We start from the raw sequence: 16,962 nt of genomic DNA, 5'->3' as shown, positions 1-16,962 counted from the left end.
GATAAGTCCGTAGATTCTTGGAGCACATTGAATGAAAACAAATAATTTGTGGGGCCTGATGGCTGCAGGTTTGGCTGGTGCGTTAATCGTTCCGGGCGTCAATGCGGCCGGAGATCCCGAAGCGGGAAAAACGAAGTTTTATACTTGCGAAGGGTGTCACGGGGTGGCTGGGTACACGAATGCCTATCCCACCTATCATGTGCCGCGCGTCGGGGGGCAGCACGCCGATTATGTCGTTTCAGCGCTTAAGGCTTACCGTTCCGGACAGCGTAAGCACGGAAGCATGCTTGGAAACGCGGCGAACATGAGCGATCGAGATATAGAGGACATCGCCGCTTATATATCGCGGTTCCGTGCAATAAACGTCAAATTGCCCGTTACCGGCAATCCGGCAGTCGGGCAAGGGAAAGCGGAAAGCTGTGGGGGATGCCATGGAGAAGACGGCAATACGACCGATCCGAACTTTCCGCGTCTTGCCGGACAGCATGAGAGCTATCTCATTAAATCTTTGCAGGATTACAAATCCGGGGCCCGGAAAAATCCGATCATGAATGGCATCGCCGAAGGGCTGTCAGAGGAAGATATGAAGGATATCTCCGCTTATTACGCGAGCCAGAAAAAAGGTTTGACGATAGTCGAAGATTAGTCTTGATCCAACTCCCCGGTTTGGATCGATTCTAAATTAGTTTTGCTTTCTTGTACTTGCCGGAGAAGTCAGCTTCGGCAAGTCGTTCCCCGCGTGGTGAATGTGAAGAGTATCTGCGGTCGTGCCATTCTACGCCGTTGGCAGCTATCCGACGCCACCAGCCTCACGTCCTTAATCGTGTTCCGCCGCTCGTCGATTCCCGTTAGCGTAGACGAGTGCTCCAAATCTATAGCTTCGTGATGCGATTCGGCACCTTGATCTTCTTGTTGACACTCTCAATCGCGATTTTGGCTGCCGAGGCGCAGTCGGCCGTCCGCGAAAAAGCCGTCATGGGCTGGCTGGAATCCGTGTTTCTCAAGCCATGGAACATCCGCATAACGGCGAAGCTGGATACCGGCGCCAAAACGTCGTCTTTGCATGCCGACAACATCGAGCACTTTACGAAAAATAGTGAGGAATGGGTACGTTTCACGCTGACCGGAACCGACGACGATAAATCCATCACGGTTGAGCGTCCTCTAGTCCGGACTGTTTATATCAAGGAGCGTAAGACACGCGCGACCAAGCGTGACGTCGTGAAGCTGGTGCTGTGCAAGAATGGCAGAAATTACGAAACCGAGTTCACTCTTGTCGATCGGAGCAATTTCAATTACCCGGTGCTTTTAGGCCGAAGTTTTCTCAAAGACGTAGCGCTGGTCGACTCGGGGGACACCTTTTTGTATAAAGCGGATAGCGACCCTTGTGTGTCTAGCGAGTCTGACCAAAACAAAAGCAAATAGACGCACGGTTCGACTGTCACCCTTAACGTAGGATAAATTCTTGCGGAACCTGCACGTTAAGATACTGGCATTGGTTTTGGTGGCCATCGGTGTTTCGCTGTGCTGGTACAAGGTAACCCGGCTCGGTTTGCCTTTGCTGCCTACAGAGCAGGCGGAAGTGTGGACCGTCGAGGCGCGCATCGAATTCAAGGCGAAGCGGGATACGCCGGTAAAGGTGCATTTCTCCATTCCCCGCGCCCCTGTTGGTTACACGGTCGTCGACGAGAACTTCGTATCCAGCAATTATGGCCTGACGACCGAGGATGACGGGACACGGCGCTTCGCTGAATGGGCAGTGCGGCGGGTAAAAGGTTATCAGGTGCTTTATTACCGCATTAATCTGGCCCGCGATCCGATGGCGACCTTGCCTTCCGCAATCTCTTCGGTACCCAGTGTACAGGCATCCGAGTTTCCGGAGTTGATGCGTTCGGCCGCATGGGCCTTGCTGGACGAGGTGCGCAGCAAATCCGCCGATGCCGCTACGTTTGCCCGTGAGCTGTTGTTGCGCCTTAATGCGCCGACTCCCGATCCTAACGTCGTTTTGCTCAGGCAGGACATCCAGGGTTCCGAAGACTGGGTTCGCCGAGTCATAAATTTGCTGGCTGCCGCGGATGTTCCGGCGCGAATGACACATGTCCTGATTCTCAGGGACGGTATCAGTCACGGCGCCTTGACGCCTTGGCTGGAAATCTTCGACGGTGTCGGTTGGCTGCCGTTCGGTCCGGAAACGGGTGAAACCGGATTTCCCAAAGAAGCCGTCGTGTGGCATTTGGGAGATTCTCCGGTGCTCGAGGTAACGGGCGGCAAGCATGCCAAAGTCGAATATTCGGTGAGAAAACATACTCAGGACATGACCCTAGTAGCCGAGCAGCGAGCGCGGCAGATGGGTTCGCGCATCATGGAGTTTTCTCTGTTCAGCCTTCCGGTACAAACTCAAAACGTCTATCGCGTGCTGCTCTTGGTGCCGGTAGGCGCGTTTTTTATCGTGTTCTTGCGCAATGTCATCGGCATCAAAACGTTCGGTACCTTTATGCCGGTTTTGATCGCGTTGGCTTTTCGAGAGACCGAACTCTTATGGGGCGTGATGCTTTTTTGCGTACTCGTGGCGTCGGGACTCCTCATCCGCTTCTATCTGGAATATCTAAAGCTTCTATTGGTTCCCCGTTTGGCGTCGGTGCTGATCATCGTTATCTTGCTGATGGCGACGGTCAGCTTATTTAGCCACAAATTGGGTATAGATCGTGGTCTTTCGATAGCCCTGTTCCCGATGGTGATTTTAGCGATGACCATAGAACGAATGTCTCTGGTTTGGGAAGAGTCGGGTCCTGCCGAAGCCCTGAAACAAGGACTGGGAAGTCTGCTGGTTGCTTCGCTTGCCTATCTCATTATGAGCAGTAAAACCCTCGGACATCTCGTGTTTGTGTTCCCGGAAATCCTCTTGGTGGTACTCGCTATGACCTTGTTGCTCGGACGCTATACCGGTTATCGCCTGACCGAGCTATGGCGTTTCAGAGCGGCGCTGAGACGATAGGCATATGGGATTTTGGAGCATTCGATTTCCTTGGGAGCGCCTGCGCGGCCAGGGAATTATGGGAATGAACGAACGCAATGCTGATTTCATTCTCCCGTATAATCCCCGCCGCTATTTTCCCTTGGTCGATGACAAGTCCAAAACCAAAGCGCTTGCTTTGAGCGCTGGCATTGCCGTGCCGAAACTGTACGGAATCGTCGAGATCGAACATCAAATCGAGAAGTTAAGGGAGATGGTCGAGCCGTATGAGGATTTCGTCATCAAGCCGGCGCACGGCAGCGGTGGCGAGGGAATCCTGATCATCGTCGGCCGCCAAAACGGACGCCATCGAAAAGCCAGTGGCGCTTTGGCCAATGATGATGAAGTGGGGCATCACATTTCCAATATCTTGAGCGGTATGTACAGTCTGGGCGGGTTGCCCGATTCGGCGTTGATCGAATATCGGGTCAAATTCGACCCGATATTCGATCAGATCAGCTATCAGGGCGTGCCGGACATCCGAACAATCGTGTTCCGAGGGGTGCCGGTGTTGGCCATGATGCGGCTGCCGACGCGATTATCCGACGGCAAGGCGAATCTCCATCAGGGTGCCATTGGGGTCGGGATAGATTTGGCGAGTGGGCGAACGTTTTCCGGTGTCTGGCGCGAAACGCCCATTGATCAGCATCCGGATACGGGAGGCAAGCTAGCCGGATTGGAAATTCCGTATTGGAGTGAAATTCTTGCGCTGACGGCGCGCTGTCACGATTTGGTCAAGTTGGGGTTTATCGGTGTCGATATTGTTTTGGATAAGAATTTTGGTCCATTGATGCTTGAAATTAACGCTAGACCGGGCTTGAGCATTCAGCTCGCCAATAAAATCGGCATTCTGCCTCGTTTGCGCCAAGTCGAACGTATGGCTGAAATACCGCTTTCTGTAGAGGACCGAGTCGAGCTGGCACAAAACCTGGCCACTTCAAATCCATAGTTTTTCGGCCTCGAGTTGATTGGGGCACACTTTTGTAGGTTGATGAGATCTAAATACGGCGTTCGGACCCATGGCGGATTGAAATATTACGGTAACAATTCTTTGTTAAAAATGTCCTGCTGTGAGGCGATTTCCGGAATCTAGCCGTGGTTGATATTCAGTTTACGATGGGGGATCTAGTGAAAAATAAATTCTTGGGGTTCGCAGCGGTCATCTCGATGGCGCTGTTCGGCGCTAAGGCACACGCCGAAGCAGCCCGCGATTACATCAGTATTGTGGGTTCTTCGACTGTTTATCCGTTTGCGACGGTAGTCGCGGAACAATTCGGGAGAGGCGGCAAATTCAAGACTCCAAAAATCGAGTCGACCGGAACCGGCGGCGGCATTAAGCTTTTCTGCAGCGGTGTTGGCGTTCAATACCCCGATATCGCCAATGCGTCACGTCCGATGAAAAAGGCCGAGTTGGCCGCCTGTCAGAAAGCCGGCGTAAAAGAAATTACCGAGGTGAAAATCGGTTATGACGGGATTGTGTTGGCCCACGCCAAGTCAGCGGAGGCGATGGAGTTGACGCGCCGCGAAGTGTTTCTGGCGCTCGCCAAGAAAGTGCCCGATCCATCCTGCCAAGAATGCGACAAACTGGTAGATAATCCGTACAAGACTTGGAACCAAATCAATCCGGCTTTGCCGAATGTCAAGATCGAAGTGCTGGGGCCGCCGCCGACTTCCGGTACACGAGACGCCTTTGCCGAGTTGGCGCTGGAAGGCGGCTGTCAGACCTTCAAATGGATTAAGGCTTGGAAAGAAAAGGACGAAGCACAGTATAAAGGAATTTGCCAAACGGTCAGGGAGGACGGCGCGTACATCGAGGCGGGCGAAAACGACAATTTGATCGTTCAAAAGCTGAATGCCAACCCCAAAGCTTTAGGTATATTCGGTTTCAGTTTCTTGGACCAAAATGGCGACAAAATTTCAGCCATTCCCATGGATGGAATCGCACCGGATTACGACACGATCTCGGCCCAACAATATCCTGTTTCCCGGCCGATGTTCTTTTATGTTAAAAAGGCCCACGTCGGCGTGATTCCGGGAATCGAAGCTTATGTCGCGGAGTTTACGAGCGAGAAAGCCATGGGGGAGGAAGGCTATCTGACGGATAAAGGTCTGATTCCTTTGCCTAATAGCGAGCGCAAGGAGGTTGCACAGAATGCAAAGAGTTTGAAGAACTACTCGATGTGACGAAAGTCATTCGAGAAGCGATATTTCAGCGACCGGGTTGCAATCCCGGTCGCTTGTTTTTCGAGGGCTTGCCTTAGAATGCAGAAATCCACACTTCTGTTCCTGCTTGTATTGCTAAGTGCGGCCGCCTACCACATCGGTCGCCGGCGGTCTCTACAAGTGGCCGGTGGAACGGTCAGGAGTCTTCACTCGTTACCGAGTTATTACGGCTATTATGCTGCGCTTTGGTGTGGAATTCCGGCGTTATTGGTCTTGTTTTTATGGACCGCCTTTGAAAATTCGATCGTAATCCAACTGGTTGTTTCGGCACTCCCGGAAGAATTGAGCTCGGCCCCACCGGATCGGATCGGCTTATTGGTCAACGATATTCGGAATGTTGCAAGCGGCGCCGTTGCAGGGGAGATCGAGCCAGCCGTCGAGGCTGCGGCAAATCACTATCTTAGGCTCAAGGATACGAGTAATCGTTTACTGAGCGTATTGGCCACTTTCGTGGCTATCACCGGAGCCGCCTACGCTCGCCAACGAATCAGCAAAGAACATCGAGCCCGGAACCACGTGGAAAAATCGATAACGGTTTTTCTGATCGTTTGCTCGACCCTTGCCGTTTTTACGACGATCGGCATCGTTTTATCGGTTCTTTTCGAATCGATCCGCTTTTTTAAAGAAGTACCCATTACCGAATTTTTGTTCGGCTTGGATTGGAGCCCGCAGATGGCTATCCGGGAGGATCAAGTCGGTTCTTCCGGGGCTTTCGGCGCCGTGCCTCTGTTCGTAGGCACTCTGTTGATCTCCTTGATTGCAATGCTGGTGGCGGTTCCGATCGGTTTGCTGTCGGCCATTTATCTATCGGAATACGCTAGTTCCAGGTTCCGTGCCACGGCCAAGCCGCTTCTGGAAATTCTTGCCGGTATACCTACCGTTGTTTATGGCTTCTTCGCGGCGCTGGTGGTTGCCCCGTTCGTTCGCGATTTGGGTGCGCGGATCGGTCTGGACGTATCGTCTGAAAGCGCGCTGGCTGCGGGGTTGGTCATGGGCATCATGATTATTCCGTTCGTGTCGTCGCTTTCCGATGACTTCATCAACGCCGTGCCTCAATCGCTTCGCGACGGCGCTTATGCATTAGGTGCGACCCAATCCGAGACGATTAGGCAGGTGATCATACCGGCGGCGCTTCCAGGCATAGTGGGTGGTGTTCTGTTGGCGGTGTCACGCGCCATTGGCGAAACCATGATCGTGGTTATGGCGGCAGGGCTCACGGCCAATCTCACGGCTAATCCTCTGGCGGCTGTCACCACCGTCACGACCCAAATCGTAACCCTGCTGGTTGGCGATCAGGAATTCGACAGTCCAAAAACCTTGGCGGCTTTCGCTCTCGGACTGGTGCTCTTTTTGGCAACCTTGGCGCTGAACATCATCGCTCTGCATATCGTGCGCAAGTATCGGGAACAGTATGAATGAGATCTGTGAGATTTCGGGGGGCTCTTCTTCCGACCGGACTATCGATGTCGTCCATGCTAGCCTGGTAAAACGGCGACAGGCGGAGAAACGTTTCCGACTTTATGGGCTCTTGTCCATTGTTGCCGGTTTGTGTTTCTTGGTCCTTCTATTCGGAAGCATCATCGCCAGGGGGTATACGGCTTTTCAACAAACGTCGATCGCGCTGGACGTCTATTTCGATCCCCAACTCATCGATCCTGACGGTAGACGCGACCCGTCCGCTCTCATGGAAGCGGATTATGACCGGCTTTTGAAAAACGCTCTGAGCTCGATGTTCCTCGACGTGAAGGAGCGCCAGGCAAAGAGAGCGCTTTATAGCCTCTTGAGTGCAGGCGCTTCCTACGATCTCCGCGACCTTGTTTTGGCCAACCCGGAGCTCATCGGCAAGACTCAGAAGGTGTGGATTTCCGCCGACGACGATACCGACATGCTTGTGAAAGGGCAGTTGGGACGGACCGGAGCGGAGGGCGAGCGACGCATCAAAGATAATCAAATCGCCTGGATTGATAAGCTCGAGGCTGATGGCCGTATCAAGAAATCGTTCAACACGGCCTTCTTTACGTCGGGCGACTCGCGGGAGCCGGAGTTGGCGGGGATATGGGGCGCCGTGATGGGGTCTTTGTTTACGCTCTTGGTAACCCTCAGTCTCTCGCTACCGATCGGCATGGCCGCGGCGATTTATTTGGAAGAGTTCGCGCCGCGGAATCGTTGGACCGATCTCATCGAGGTCAATATCAATAATCTGGCGGCGGTTCCATCGATCGTATTCGGTTTGCTCGGGCTTGCGGTATTCATCAACTTCTTCGGGCTGCCGCGATCGTCGCCGTTGGTCGGCGGCTTGGTGCTGACCTTGATGACCCTGCCCGTTATCATCATTGCCGGACGGTCCGCTTTGAAGGCCGTTCCGCCGTCGGTGCGGGAAGCTGCGCTGGGCGTGGGTGCTTCCCCGATGCAGATGGTGTTCCATCACGTTCTTCCATTGGCTGTTCCCGGGATGATGACGGGGGCTATTATCGGCATGGCGCGTGCGCTGGGTGAAAGCGCTCCGCTCCTCATGATCGGTATGGTGGCGTTCATTGTCGACGTCCCCCAAAGCATCATGGAGCCTTCGACGGTTCTTCCGGTGCAAATCTATCTTTGGGCCGATAGTCCGGAGCGTGCCTTTGTCGAGCGTACATCGGCGGCCATCATGGTTTTGCTGGTGTTTTTGATTTTTATGAACGGCTTGGCGGTTTATATCCGCAAGCGCTTTGAGCGACGCTGGTAATCACTAAGAACGCGCTTTCACCAAACGGTCGGAAAGATAATAGGTCGAGGTATGAATTCATTTATGGAATTTAAGACGTCGGTATCGCACAGAGAGCCGCCACGAATGAAAGTCCGCGAAAGAATTTCGGAAGCTTCCTTCAACCGGGAATATTCACACACGGTCGGTGAAATTACTTCACCGAATTCACGCATCGTATGCCGCAACGTAAACGTCTATTACGGTGAAAAGCACGCCATTCAAGATGTTGGTCTCGATATCGGCCGCAATGAAGTGATTGCGCTTATCGGGCCGTCCGGATGCGGCAAGTCGACCTTTATCCGATGTCTCAACCGAATGAACGACACCATCCCGGGGTGCCGAGTCACGGGGCAAATCGTACTCGACGGTCAGGATATCTATGACGGCTCGCTCGATGTGGTGCCGTTACGCGCTCAAGTCGGCATGGTGTTCCAAAAACCCAATCCGTTTCCGAAGTCTATTTTCGAGAACGTGGCCTACGGACCGCGGATTCATGGTTTGGTTTCCTCGAAGGCGGAGCTCGAAGAAGTGGTGGAGACGTCCTTGAGGCGCGCGGGCCTTTGGGACGAGGTCAAGGATTATTTGCATCAGCCGGGGACCAGCCTGTCGGGCGGACAGCAGCAAAGGCTCTGCATCGCGAGGGCGATCGCGGTCAACCCCGAGGTGATTCTGATGGATGAGCCGTGCTCGGCGCTAGATCCGATCGCGACGGCCAAGATCGAGCAACTGATTGACGAGCTTCGCTCGCATTACACGATCGCGATCGTAACGCACTCCATGCAGCAGGCGGCGCGCGTTTCGCAGCGGACGGCCTATTTTCATCTCGGCCGGCTGATCGAAGTGGGCGAAACGGCGCAGATTTTTACGAATCCCCGCCATCAGTTGACCGAGGATTACATCACCGGACGTTTCGGTTGATGAAACGGAATCCGGCCATGAACCGAGATGGGAGACGCGATGACAACTCAGGGTGAAGGGCACATCGTCAAACGCTTTGACGGCGAGTTGAGCCAGCTTCATTACCGCATCGTCGAAATGGGCGGGTTGGCATTGTCTCAGCTCAAGGATGCATTGCGGGCGATCAAGACCAAAGACATGGCGTTGGCCAGCAAGATCGGTCAGCGCGAGAACGAGCTCGATCTTCTCGAAGTGGAGACCGATGGGACTATTGTGGAGGTTCTTGCGCGCCGCTGCCCCGTTGGCGGGGATCTTCGGATGATCATGGCGGTGTCGAAGGGCGTTACCGATTTGGAACGTATCGGCGACGAAGCGATGAGGGTTGCGAACATCGCCCTGCAAATCTATGGAAACGATACCAGCGACCCGAACGAGCATCTGCTGCGCGATGTGCACGTCATGGGGCAAATGGCGGTCGATGCGCTGGAAAAAGCTTTGGATGCGTTCGACCGGTCCGATGAAGACGCGGCCCGAGACATCATCGCCCATCACCGCGCGTTCGAGGATGAGTTCGAGGCGAGCTTAAGGCGGTTGATGACTTATATCATGGAGGATTCCCGAAACATCGGTTTCGCGATCAACACGGTGTTGGCCGTCAAGGCCTTGGAGCGTGTCGGCGCCCATGCGCAGAATCTTGCCGAGTATGTCGTTTTTCAGATTAAGGGAAAAGACGTCAGGCACCAAAGTCCATGATGGCTCGCCCATTGCGATAGACCGCCGTCGGCTGGATATGCCGGCAATGACACGGTATAGTCCTATGCTGAAGCGCAACTCTTTCTAAAGCAGCGCATGCCTTAACCCTCATCTTCTTTTAGCGATCGCGCCCGTATTACTACGGTTTTTCGGCCGGTGGCGTTAACCGAAGCCGGTAGTGTGCGCCAATATACACAGATGCCAAAATCGACAATTCCACGAACCTTCGTATTCGAACGAAGGCTGATCGCTTTGCGACGTCTTGTGCTCCTCCGTTCCAGTTTGACTCGATTCGCCGCCGCGGGAGTGTTAATCCTCTCGGGGTGTGCCGGAACGCGGGAGGTTTCCATCGATTATCCGGAGACGGAATCGGCAGAACTGCGCGCCTTGCCGGGCATGTCTGCGGTGCAGGGCGATGATTTCTATGTTCAACTGATTTCCGAATTCGAATTCGAGCGCGATGCAAGCCGCGGACAGCCATGCCAGGACTTCGGCAGAAGCTATCAGAAGGGCGGTACCTCGGCCGCACTTTTATTCCAAATCAGAAACGATAAGCTCAAGCTTTACCAGGAAGTGCCCGCGCTCGTTTATCAGACGGCGGCCGGAGAGTGCAGCTTTACCTTCAATGCCAAGAAAGTTTATCTGACGCCTTGGATGAGGCTCGATACCGCCGAAGACACCCAAATCGACTTCAGTTTCGTCAATAGTTTGAACAGCGACGTCGATTTCGCCAAGCTGGCGAGCGATGTCGGCACGGCGAGTGGCGTGCTGGCCCTCACCGGAGCGGGAGCCGGTGTGGCCCTCGTGGGGCAGCTTGCCTCGGGGTGGATGCTGAATAACGAGAATCGGTCTGCGGAAATGACGCAGGCAGATGCTTCAGGGAGTCAAAGCAGGCGTGAGACACATTCGCTCCCAGCGGCCATTACGCTGAACAACCAGGGAGGCATCGTCAATAAAACCCGATTTGTCATCCGTGAGATTTCGGACAGTCCCGTCGCAATCCTGGGCACCGATGCAAAGGCTTTGGGCGAGGTCAGGGTCCATGGCGCCTTGCGCTCGTCCCTCCTGATGAAGATCAATCCGGACGGATTGCCGGATGCGAGAGATCTCTCTCTCGAAGAGCTTTGGCGCTCGAAAATGCAGGGGGGATCAGCGAATGGGACCGTGTTGAAATACATCGCCGAGGCGGATCATCCCGATCGCCCGAATCTTCAGCCGAACTGGGACAGTTATAAGGACGTCGAGAGCAGTTGTCGGAAGCTCAAGGTCGTGATGAAAGATCTCGGCTTCAATAAATTCGACCGCAATGCCGTGCTTTACTACTTCTTGGATAAGAGCGCCGATTGGAGGAACTACAACGTGCCGGGGCAACAAGTTCTCAGCGGAACTGTTCCCAATAGCCAGTTACAGCAGTACCGGGCTAAGGGCTTCGGCGGATGCTTGGCCTCGGAAGACTATGAGACGATGAAAAAAATGGGGTTGTCGGTCAATTCCGAGGAGGATTGGCGAGGAATCTTGCAACAGACCCAAGAGAAAGAAAGTTATTTCGCTGCCATTCGCTCCCTGGAGCGCCAACTCACCGCGGCGATGACGAACTCCGACCCTGCGGTGGCCGAGCGTCAATTGTTTCCTTTAATTGCGTCCGACGAAAAGGGGACGGGCACCGTATTGCTACAAAACCATCTCGCGGATTTCGGTCTCGAACAGATATTGAATGTTCCGGCCGTGCCGGGGGCCGGGATTGTAGCAACCTCGGCGCAATTGGCTCAGGTTTTTTCGGCACTTCAGATTGATGCCTTGAGCTGCGCCCGACCTGCATTCGAGCAGGGGCGACCGCTCAAAAACTTGGCGATTATGCTTTTTGCGACAAGAATCGGGAGTCCTTTGGCTAAAGGCGGAGCCCTGGAGTTCGAGTTTGACGGCGGAAAGGTCAAACGCATTGCTTTCCAGCATCCGGTCTATCGCGATCATTTGCAGAATTTGCGCGACTATCCGGACCTGGGTGGTTGCAGAGTCGACGCCGGATTCGTAGAGCGGCTTAACTGAATATCCGTGAAGCCGCGCAGCTCATGCGCGTTTGATAATAAATTGATTCCTGGGCACATTTAGCGGCGCAGGACGATCGGCCCGCAACGGGGCTAAAACGCCGTCTCGTGTTCCAAAGAGTTGGAATGTGGAGACGGCGCGTTTTTAGCCGTCAAATGTGCCGGGCGCGCCGAGGCGGAAAATTCGACTGGCTTTCGGAGCGAGGGCGTGCCTCGTTTACCCGGATATTACGCCCCTTGAGATCGGCGCCATCTAGCTGCTTGATAGCCTCTTCAGCGCTAGCCCGATCCGACATTTCTACAAAGCCGAAGCCCTTGGAGCGACCTGTAAGTTTATCCATCACGACGTTCGCGCTGGTAACCTCGCCAAAGCGTTCGAATGCTTCACGCAATTCCTCGCTGGTGACTTGATAGGACAAATTGCCGACGTAGATATTCATCGAAAACACCTGTTCATCACTTCGTGCCATTTCCTTATTAAATACATCAGCTGCTTAACGAATGGCACTAAGATCAAGAACTGATGATCGACTCCCTCTACGGAGCCAAATTGGCGGCCTATACACCCATTCATACCCGGTAATGGAGAAAGGCTGAACGTATCCCGAGATTCCATAAGCTTCAAAGGGAAGTTGTCCGATGTCAATAACTCGGTGATTGTTTCTGATTTTTCAAGAACAGTTCGACCGTTTCCCGATCGGGAATGCCTGGTCGCGCGCCCTCCTTGGTACAGCAAAGGGCGCCGGCGGCGCTGGCGTAGTGCAAGATATCCTGCCAATTTTGGCCGCTTGCAAGGGCGGCGGCGAATGCTCCGTGAAACGCATCGCCGGCTCCGGTAGTATCCACGGCCTTTACCGGAAATGCAGGGAGGTTTCCCGACTCGACGCCCTTCTTCCAGATCAGCCCATTTTCGCCCAAGGTTATGACGACTGCGGGTGAGCGTTCGGCCAAACGATTCAAAGCCTGCGCCGGATCGTCATCATCCAGCCATTGCCGCGCGAATTTTTCCGAGCACACCAGGAAGTCCACCGAGAACATCAGCGCGTCGGTTCCCTTGTGCAAAGAGCCGGCGTCCAGGACCGTGGGAATGTTTCTGGACTTCGCCCAGGCACACAATGGTTCGGAGAGGGCGGGCTCGTGCCCGTCAAACAAGATGACTTTCGGCGTAACGTCCGAAAAATCGATGCTGTCCGCCGGCAAAGGCGCCCTGGCGCCCTTGTAATTGACCAGAGCCCGCTTGCCGTCCGGTTTTATCAGGATTGCGGACAATGGCGTGGGCGACGCGCCGCGGACGATGAGATCGGTAGACACGTTCTCCCGTTGCAATTCCTCGAAATGGATTTGTCCATAGGGGTCGTTTCCCAAATAACCGGCAAAAGCCGCGTTATAGCCGAGACGCGCTACGGTTACGGCCGCGTTCGCGGCCGGACCGCCGCCGCAGGACATCAGGGATTCGGCGAAGATTTTTTCGTCCGCTTCAGGATGGTGCGGTACGGAAAAGATGAGGTCGTACGATGCGTGTCCAACGCACAATACGTGAATATTTTGGCTTTCAATTTTAGGGGAGGGTGTGTTCATCCTTGTGAAGCTCATCCTATCCACCGAACGAAGCGGAAGCCTATTTTTCCAAACCGAGAAAGTTCCACAAGCGCTCCATGGCAGACGGCTCGTAAACCAGATCTTTAGCCTGGCCGGGAACGCCTTGGGCATAATTGAATGCGTAGACGCGAGCCGCATCGTCGGCCAATTCCTTCATATCCAGCTTGCGGTAGGCCTGTTCCATGATCTGCAAAGCCACGGGCACGGCCGGAGTACGCTGATAGTTGCGAATGATTTCGGCGCAGCGCCTGGCCGCCGCAAGATAGGCCCCACGTCGCATGTAAAAGTCGGCAACGTGAACCTCGTACATGGCCAGATTGTTTCTTAACGACACCATACGTTGCTTGGCGTCGTCCACATAGCGGCTCTTGGGGAACTTGGCAATCAGTTCTTCGAATTCTCTGTAGGCATCGCGAGCCGATCCAGGGTCACGCTGCGACGAGTCCGTCGGCAGAAAACGATCAACAAAGCTTATGCCTCGGTTATAATTGACCAAGCCCCTGAGGTAATAGGCGTAATCGACGTTCGGGTGAGTCGGATTGAGCTTGATGAAGCGGTCGGTGGCGGCAAGAGCGGAATCGGGCTCGTCGTTTTTGTAGTAAGCGTAGGCGATGTCGAGTTGCGCCTGAGTCGCATATTTGCCGAACGGATAACGAGCTTCCAGTTTCTCGTATAATTTCACCGCTTTTTCGTAACGTTTTTCCGTCAGCGCCTTTTTGGCCTCGGTGTAAAACTGCTCCGCGGTCCAGTCGGCGTATTCATCCCTTTCTTCGCGAGTGGTAGAACAGCCGAATAGCAGTATGGCAAAGGCGAGCGGCCAAAGAACGAAGCGCACAGGCCGAAAAAAAGTGAAAAAAGACGACATGATAGGAGCGGCAGTCTTAACGCTCGCAGTATACATTGAATTATCTATCCCATAGAAGTGAATTCCACCCGCGTTCTTACCGCCGAAATTCCTCCATCGCTAGCCGGCCGTCGCCTGGATCAAGCTCTAAGCGAACTGTTTCCGGATTTTTCCAGAAATCGTCTGCAAAGCTGGATCAAAAACGGGGCTGCCCGAGTCGATGGGGCCGTTTTGTCTCCGAAGCACCGGATTCTGGGCGGCGAACGGGTGGTCCTGCATGCTGAAGTCGAGGAGACCACGGCCGTCGAGAGCCAGGATATCCCACTTGCGATCCTTTACGAGGACGACGCGGTCCTGATCATCGACAAGCCCGCGGGTCTGGTCGTGCACCCGGCGGCCGGCCATCGTGACGGAACTCTGCAAAATGCTTTGCTGCATCATGCCCCTGGGCTGGCCGGTATTCCGCGTTGCGGTATCGTTCACAGGCTGGACAAGGATACCAGCGGATTGTTGATGGCCGCCAAGACCTTGTCCGCGCACAAATCGCTGGTGGAGCAGCTCCAGACTCGGACCGTGCATCGGGAATACCTGGCCTTGGTGCAGGGTGCCATCACCGCCGGCGGAACAGTGGACGAGCCGATCGGCCGGCATCGCACCGATCGGAAGCGCTTCGCCGTCCGCGAGGAAGGCAAGCCTGCCGTCACTCATTACCGCATCGCCGAGCGCTTCCCCCACCACACCCTGCTTCGGGTAAAGCTCGAAACCGGGCGTACCCATCAGATTCGCGTCCATATGGCCCATATCCATCATCCGCTGGTCGGCGATCCGGTGTACGGCGGTCGGCTCAAGATACCGGCCGGCGCGAGCGAAGAGCTGATCACAGTCATCCGAAATTTCAAAAGACAGGCCTTGCATGCCGAAAAGCTCGGGATCATTCACCCCGCAACCGGTGAGTACACGGAGTGGCAGTCGCCACTCCCTGCGGATTTCTCCGGTCTGCTTGCGGCATTGAGAGAACAGGCATGAGCCGATTCTGGATCGAACCCGAGTGGCCCGTGCCGCCCGGCGTCCGGGCGGCGAGCACGTTGCGCCGGGGCGGGGTGAGCATAGGCCCATATCGGAGCCTCAACCTCGGCGCTCACGTCGGGGACGAGCCGAGTCGGGTCTCGGAAAACCGGCATCGGCTGCGGGAGGCCTTGAGCCTGCCCGCGGAACCCGTGTGGCTGAATCAAGTGCACGGAAAACACGTCATTCGGGCCGACGTATCGACCTATCGAAGCGCGGATGCCGCATTCACATGCCAAACCGGCATCGTTTGCACGGTCATGACGGCGGATTGCCTGCCCGTTTTGCTGTGTTCGAAGGAAGGCGATCGGGTCGCGGCGGTGCACGCCGGCTGGAAAGGGCTTGCGGCGGGCGTCATCGAAGCCGCCGTCGAAGCGCTTGAAGGCGATGATTTGTTGGCGTGGCTCGGGCCTGCAATCGGTCCGGACGCGTTCGAGGTAGGTCATGAGGTCCGGGAGACCTTCGTCCGCAAGAGAGCGGCATTCGCCGCCGCGTTTTGCCAAACGGAGAACGCAAAATGGCTGGCGGATCTTTATCACCTCGCACGTATCGTACTGAACGATGTCGGAATTTCGGCAATCTACGGCGGGGGCTTTTGCACTTTCGGTAATGCCGACGATTTTTTTTCCTATCGCCGCGACCGCGTGACGGGCCGCATGGCTACGTTGATCTGGCGCGAATAAATAAACCTAGAAACAGCGGTTGACCGCTTAAATAACTAGAAAAGTTCCATGAATCCTTATTGCCCTACCTTCTACCTACGTCACCGTTTGGGTGACGCCGCTACGTACCCGATTGCACGGCAGGCGGACCGGCTGGCGGCGTTGCTCCTCCTCGCGGGAGAATACCCCGCCGCGTCGTCGCGCCTTGCTATCCGGTCCGCCTGCCGCACACTCGGGCACGTCCAACCGCCGCTTCTAGGTTTAAATAAGACATGAACCTTCTCCTCTGGATAATTATTTTTACCTTGATCGGCGGCGTTTTGAGCGTCCTTGCGGCATCGCTGTTCCTGATGATTCCCGACCATCATCATCCCCGCGTGCTCCCTCACGGCATCAGCTTCGCCTTGGGCGCGTTATTGAGCGTGGCGTTTCTGGATCTTTTGCCCCATGCTGTCGAAACGGTCGGCACGGAGCAGTCGGAGAGCGTCTTCGCCGCCGTTCTTCTCGGAATCTTGGCGCTATTTTTGTTGGAAAAACTGCTGCTTTGGCGGCATTGCCACGCCGGCGACTGCGAGACGCATACGGACGACCACTTTCACCAGCCGGCCGGCACTCTCATCGTATTGGGCGACGGTATCCACAATTTCGTGGATGGCGTGCTGATCGCCGCGGCTTTTCTTACCGATGTACATTTGGGGATAGTCACGAGCCTGGCGGTGTTCGCCCATGAGATTCCCCAGGAAGTGGGCGATTTCGCGATCCTTTTGAAAAGCGGTTATAGCCGTCCCAAGGCCTTGCTCTACAATCTGCTGTCCAGCTTGGCGACTCTGCTGGGCGGTGTCCTGGCGTATTACAGCTTGGAAAATCTGCGCGAGGCGCTGCCTTATTTCCTCGCCTTGGCGGCATCGAGTTTCATTTATGTAGCGGTTGCGGACCTGATTCCCAGTTTGCACCACCGCACCAATGCCAGTGCCGCATTTCAACAAATCGCCATGATCAGTGCCGGCGTGCTGCTGATCTTTTCGGCGCATGCCTATACCGAGGAATTTCATAAAGATCATTCCCCCGAGGCCGTTTCATCGAAATGCCCCGCCATCGTCCCGTAGGAATATCGG

16 protein-coding genes are annotated in these 16,962 nt (G+C 55.0%); 13 read left to right on the top strand and 3 right to left on the bottom strand.

Annotation, left to right across the window (positions count from 1 at the left end; all coding sequences use genetic code 11):
* Positions 1-46: 46 nt before the first annotated feature.
* The 10 genes from ACWJJK_RS21495 to ACWJJK_RS21450 all read left to right on the top strand — a co-directional run bounded on the left by ACWJJK_RS21495 (position 47) and on the right by ACWJJK_RS21450 (position 11,678).
* Entirely contained in the window at positions 47-646 is a 600-nt protein-coding gene (locus ACWJJK_RS21495; RefSeq protein ID WP_240506866.1) for a c-type cytochrome, read from the top strand.
* A gap of 215 nt (positions 647-861) precedes the next feature.
* Positions 862-1,425, top strand: a complete 564-nt coding sequence (locus ACWJJK_RS21490) for an ATP-dependent zinc protease family protein (protein ID WP_348529981.1) — start codon at positions 862-864, stop codon at positions 1,423-1,425.
* Positions 1,426-1,465: 40 nt separating this feature from the next.
* On the top strand, positions 1,466-2,995 hold the full coding sequence (locus tag ACWJJK_RS21485) for an inactive transglutaminase family protein (RefSeq protein ID WP_086133751.1): 1,530 nt from the start codon (positions 1,466-1,468) through the stop codon (positions 2,993-2,995).
* A gap of 4 nt (positions 2,996-2,999) precedes the next feature.
* The gene (locus ACWJJK_RS21480; protein ID WP_086133750.1) at positions 3,000-3,962 is read left to right on the top strand and encodes an alpha-L-glutamate ligase-like protein; all 963 of its coding nucleotides are present in this window, start codon (positions 3,000-3,002) and stop codon (positions 3,960-3,962) included.
* A gap of 146 nt (positions 3,963-4,108) precedes the next feature.
* Complete coding sequence (locus ACWJJK_RS21475; RefSeq protein WP_240502616.1) at positions 4,109-5,197, top strand: PstS family phosphate ABC transporter substrate-binding protein; 1,089 nt, start codon at positions 4,109-4,111, stop codon at positions 5,195-5,197.
* A gap of 78 nt (positions 5,198-5,275) precedes the next feature.
* Entirely contained in the window at positions 5,276-6,655 is a 1,380-nt protein-coding gene (pstC, locus tag ACWJJK_RS21470) for a phosphate ABC transporter permease subunit PstC (RefSeq protein WP_077731939.1), read from the top strand.
* A complete protein-coding gene (gene pstA / locus ACWJJK_RS21465) occupies positions 6,648-7,961 on the top strand; it encodes a phosphate ABC transporter permease PstA (protein WP_077731938.1) in 1,314 nt (437 codons plus the stop codon). Before pstC ends, pstA begins: the two co-directional genes overlap by 8 nt.
* 105 nt (positions 7,962-8,066) lie before the next feature.
* Positions 8,067-8,900, top strand: a complete 834-nt coding sequence (pstB, locus tag ACWJJK_RS21460) for a phosphate ABC transporter ATP-binding protein PstB (RefSeq protein WP_077731937.1) — start codon at positions 8,067-8,069, stop codon at positions 8,898-8,900.
* 39 nt (positions 8,901-8,939) lie between these two features.
* Positions 8,940-9,632, top strand: a complete 693-nt coding sequence (gene phoU, locus ACWJJK_RS21455) for a phosphate signaling complex protein PhoU (RefSeq protein ID WP_166642721.1) — start codon at positions 8,940-8,942, stop codon at positions 9,630-9,632.
* Positions 9,633-9,830: 198 nt separating this feature from the next.
* On the top strand, positions 9,831-11,678 hold the full coding sequence (locus tag ACWJJK_RS21450) for a hypothetical protein (RefSeq protein WP_454128468.1): 1,848 nt from the start codon (positions 9,831-9,833) through the stop codon (positions 11,676-11,678).
* A 151-nt stretch (positions 11,679-11,829) separates the two neighbouring features.
* Here ACWJJK_RS21450 and ACWJJK_RS21445 read toward each other — a convergent pair whose 3' ends face one another.
* From ACWJJK_RS21445 to ACWJJK_RS21435, 3 genes are all read right to left on the bottom strand, one after another.
* Positions 11,830-12,117 carry an RNA recognition motif domain-containing protein gene (locus ACWJJK_RS21445; RefSeq protein ID WP_077731935.1) on the bottom strand — a complete coding sequence of 96 codons (288 nt, stop codon included), beginning with the start codon at positions 12,115-12,117 and terminating at the stop codon, positions 11,830-11,832.
* A gap of 202 nt (positions 12,118-12,319) precedes the next feature.
* Positions 12,320-13,255, bottom strand: a complete 936-nt coding sequence (locus ACWJJK_RS21440) for a carbohydrate kinase family protein (RefSeq protein ID WP_086133769.1) — start codon at positions 13,253-13,255, stop codon at positions 12,320-12,322.
* A 40-nt stretch (positions 13,256-13,295) separates the two neighbouring features.
* Positions 13,296-14,141, bottom strand: coding sequence for an outer membrane protein assembly factor BamD (locus tag ACWJJK_RS21435; protein WP_077731955.1), 846 nt, complete (start codon positions 14,139-14,141; stop codon positions 13,296-13,298).
* A 57-nt stretch (positions 14,142-14,198) separates the two neighbouring features.
* On the opposite strand from ACWJJK_RS21435, the gene rluD reads away from it, so the two are divergent.
* The 3 genes from rluD (at position 14,199) to ACWJJK_RS21420 (ending at position 16,953) form a co-directional block, all read left to right on the top strand.
* Positions 14,199-15,146, top strand: coding sequence for a 23S rRNA pseudouridine(1911/1915/1917) synthase RluD (gene rluD, locus ACWJJK_RS21430; protein ID WP_205780852.1), 948 nt, complete (start codon positions 14,199-14,201; stop codon positions 15,144-15,146).
* Positions 15,143-15,868, top strand: coding sequence for a peptidoglycan editing factor PgeF (gene pgeF, locus ACWJJK_RS21425; protein WP_077731933.1), 726 nt, complete (start codon positions 15,143-15,145; stop codon positions 15,866-15,868). The genes rluD and pgeF overlap by 4 nt, the downstream gene beginning before the upstream one ends.
* A gap of 251 nt (positions 15,869-16,119) precedes the next feature.
* A complete protein-coding gene (locus tag ACWJJK_RS21420; protein ID WP_077731932.1) occupies positions 16,120-16,953 on the top strand; it encodes a ZIP family metal transporter in 834 nt (277 codons plus the stop codon).
* Positions 16,954-16,962 lie beyond the last annotated feature (9 nt).

The sequence above is a fragment of the Methylocaldum gracile genome, assembly GCF_053646815.1.
The sequence above is the reverse complement of the archived record's forward strand: the minus strand, read 5'-3'. Positions and strand labels throughout refer to the sequence as shown.

What these genes read in the sequence shown, in the direction of transcription:
- ACWJJK_RS21480 (WP_086133750.1), top strand. Translation starts at nt 3,000, where the DNA reads ATGGGATTTTGGAGCATTCGATTTCCTTGGGAGCGCCTGCGCGGCCAG.
- pstC (WP_077731939.1), top strand. Translation starts at nt 5,276, where the DNA reads ATGCAGAAATCCACACTTCTGTTCCTGCTTGTATTGCTAAGTGCGGCC.
- pstA (WP_077731938.1), top strand. Translation starts at nt 6,648, where the DNA reads ATGAATGAGATCTGTGAGATTTCGGGGGGCTCTTCTTCCGACCGGACT.
- pstB (WP_077731937.1), top strand. Translation starts at nt 8,067, where the DNA reads ATGAAAGTCCGCGAAAGAATTTCGGAAGCTTCCTTCAACCGGGAATAT.
- phoU (WP_166642721.1), top strand. Translation starts at nt 8,940, where the DNA reads ATGACAACTCAGGGTGAAGGGCACATCGTCAAACGCTTTGACGGCGAG.
- ACWJJK_RS21450 (WP_454128468.1), top strand. Translation starts at nt 9,831, where the DNA reads ATGCCAAAATCGACAATTCCACGAACCTTCGTATTCGAACGAAGGCTG.
- ACWJJK_RS21445 (WP_077731935.1), bottom strand. Translation starts at nt 12,117, where the DNA reads ATGAATATCTACGTCGGCAATTTGTCCTATCAAGTCACCAGCGAGGAA.
- ACWJJK_RS21440 (WP_086133769.1), bottom strand. Translation starts at nt 13,255, where the DNA reads ATGAACACACCCTCCCCTAAAATTGAAAGCCAAAATATTCACGTATTG.
- ACWJJK_RS21435 (WP_077731955.1), bottom strand. Translation starts at nt 14,141, where the DNA reads ATGTCGTCTTTTTTCACTTTTTTTCGGCCTGTGCGCTTCGTTCTTTGG.
- pgeF (WP_077731933.1), top strand. Translation starts at nt 15,143, where the DNA reads ATGAGCCGATTCTGGATCGAACCCGAGTGGCCCGTGCCGCCCGGCGTC.
- ACWJJK_RS21420 (WP_077731932.1), top strand. Translation starts at nt 16,120, where the DNA reads ATGAACCTTCTCCTCTGGATAATTATTTTTACCTTGATCGGCGGCGTT.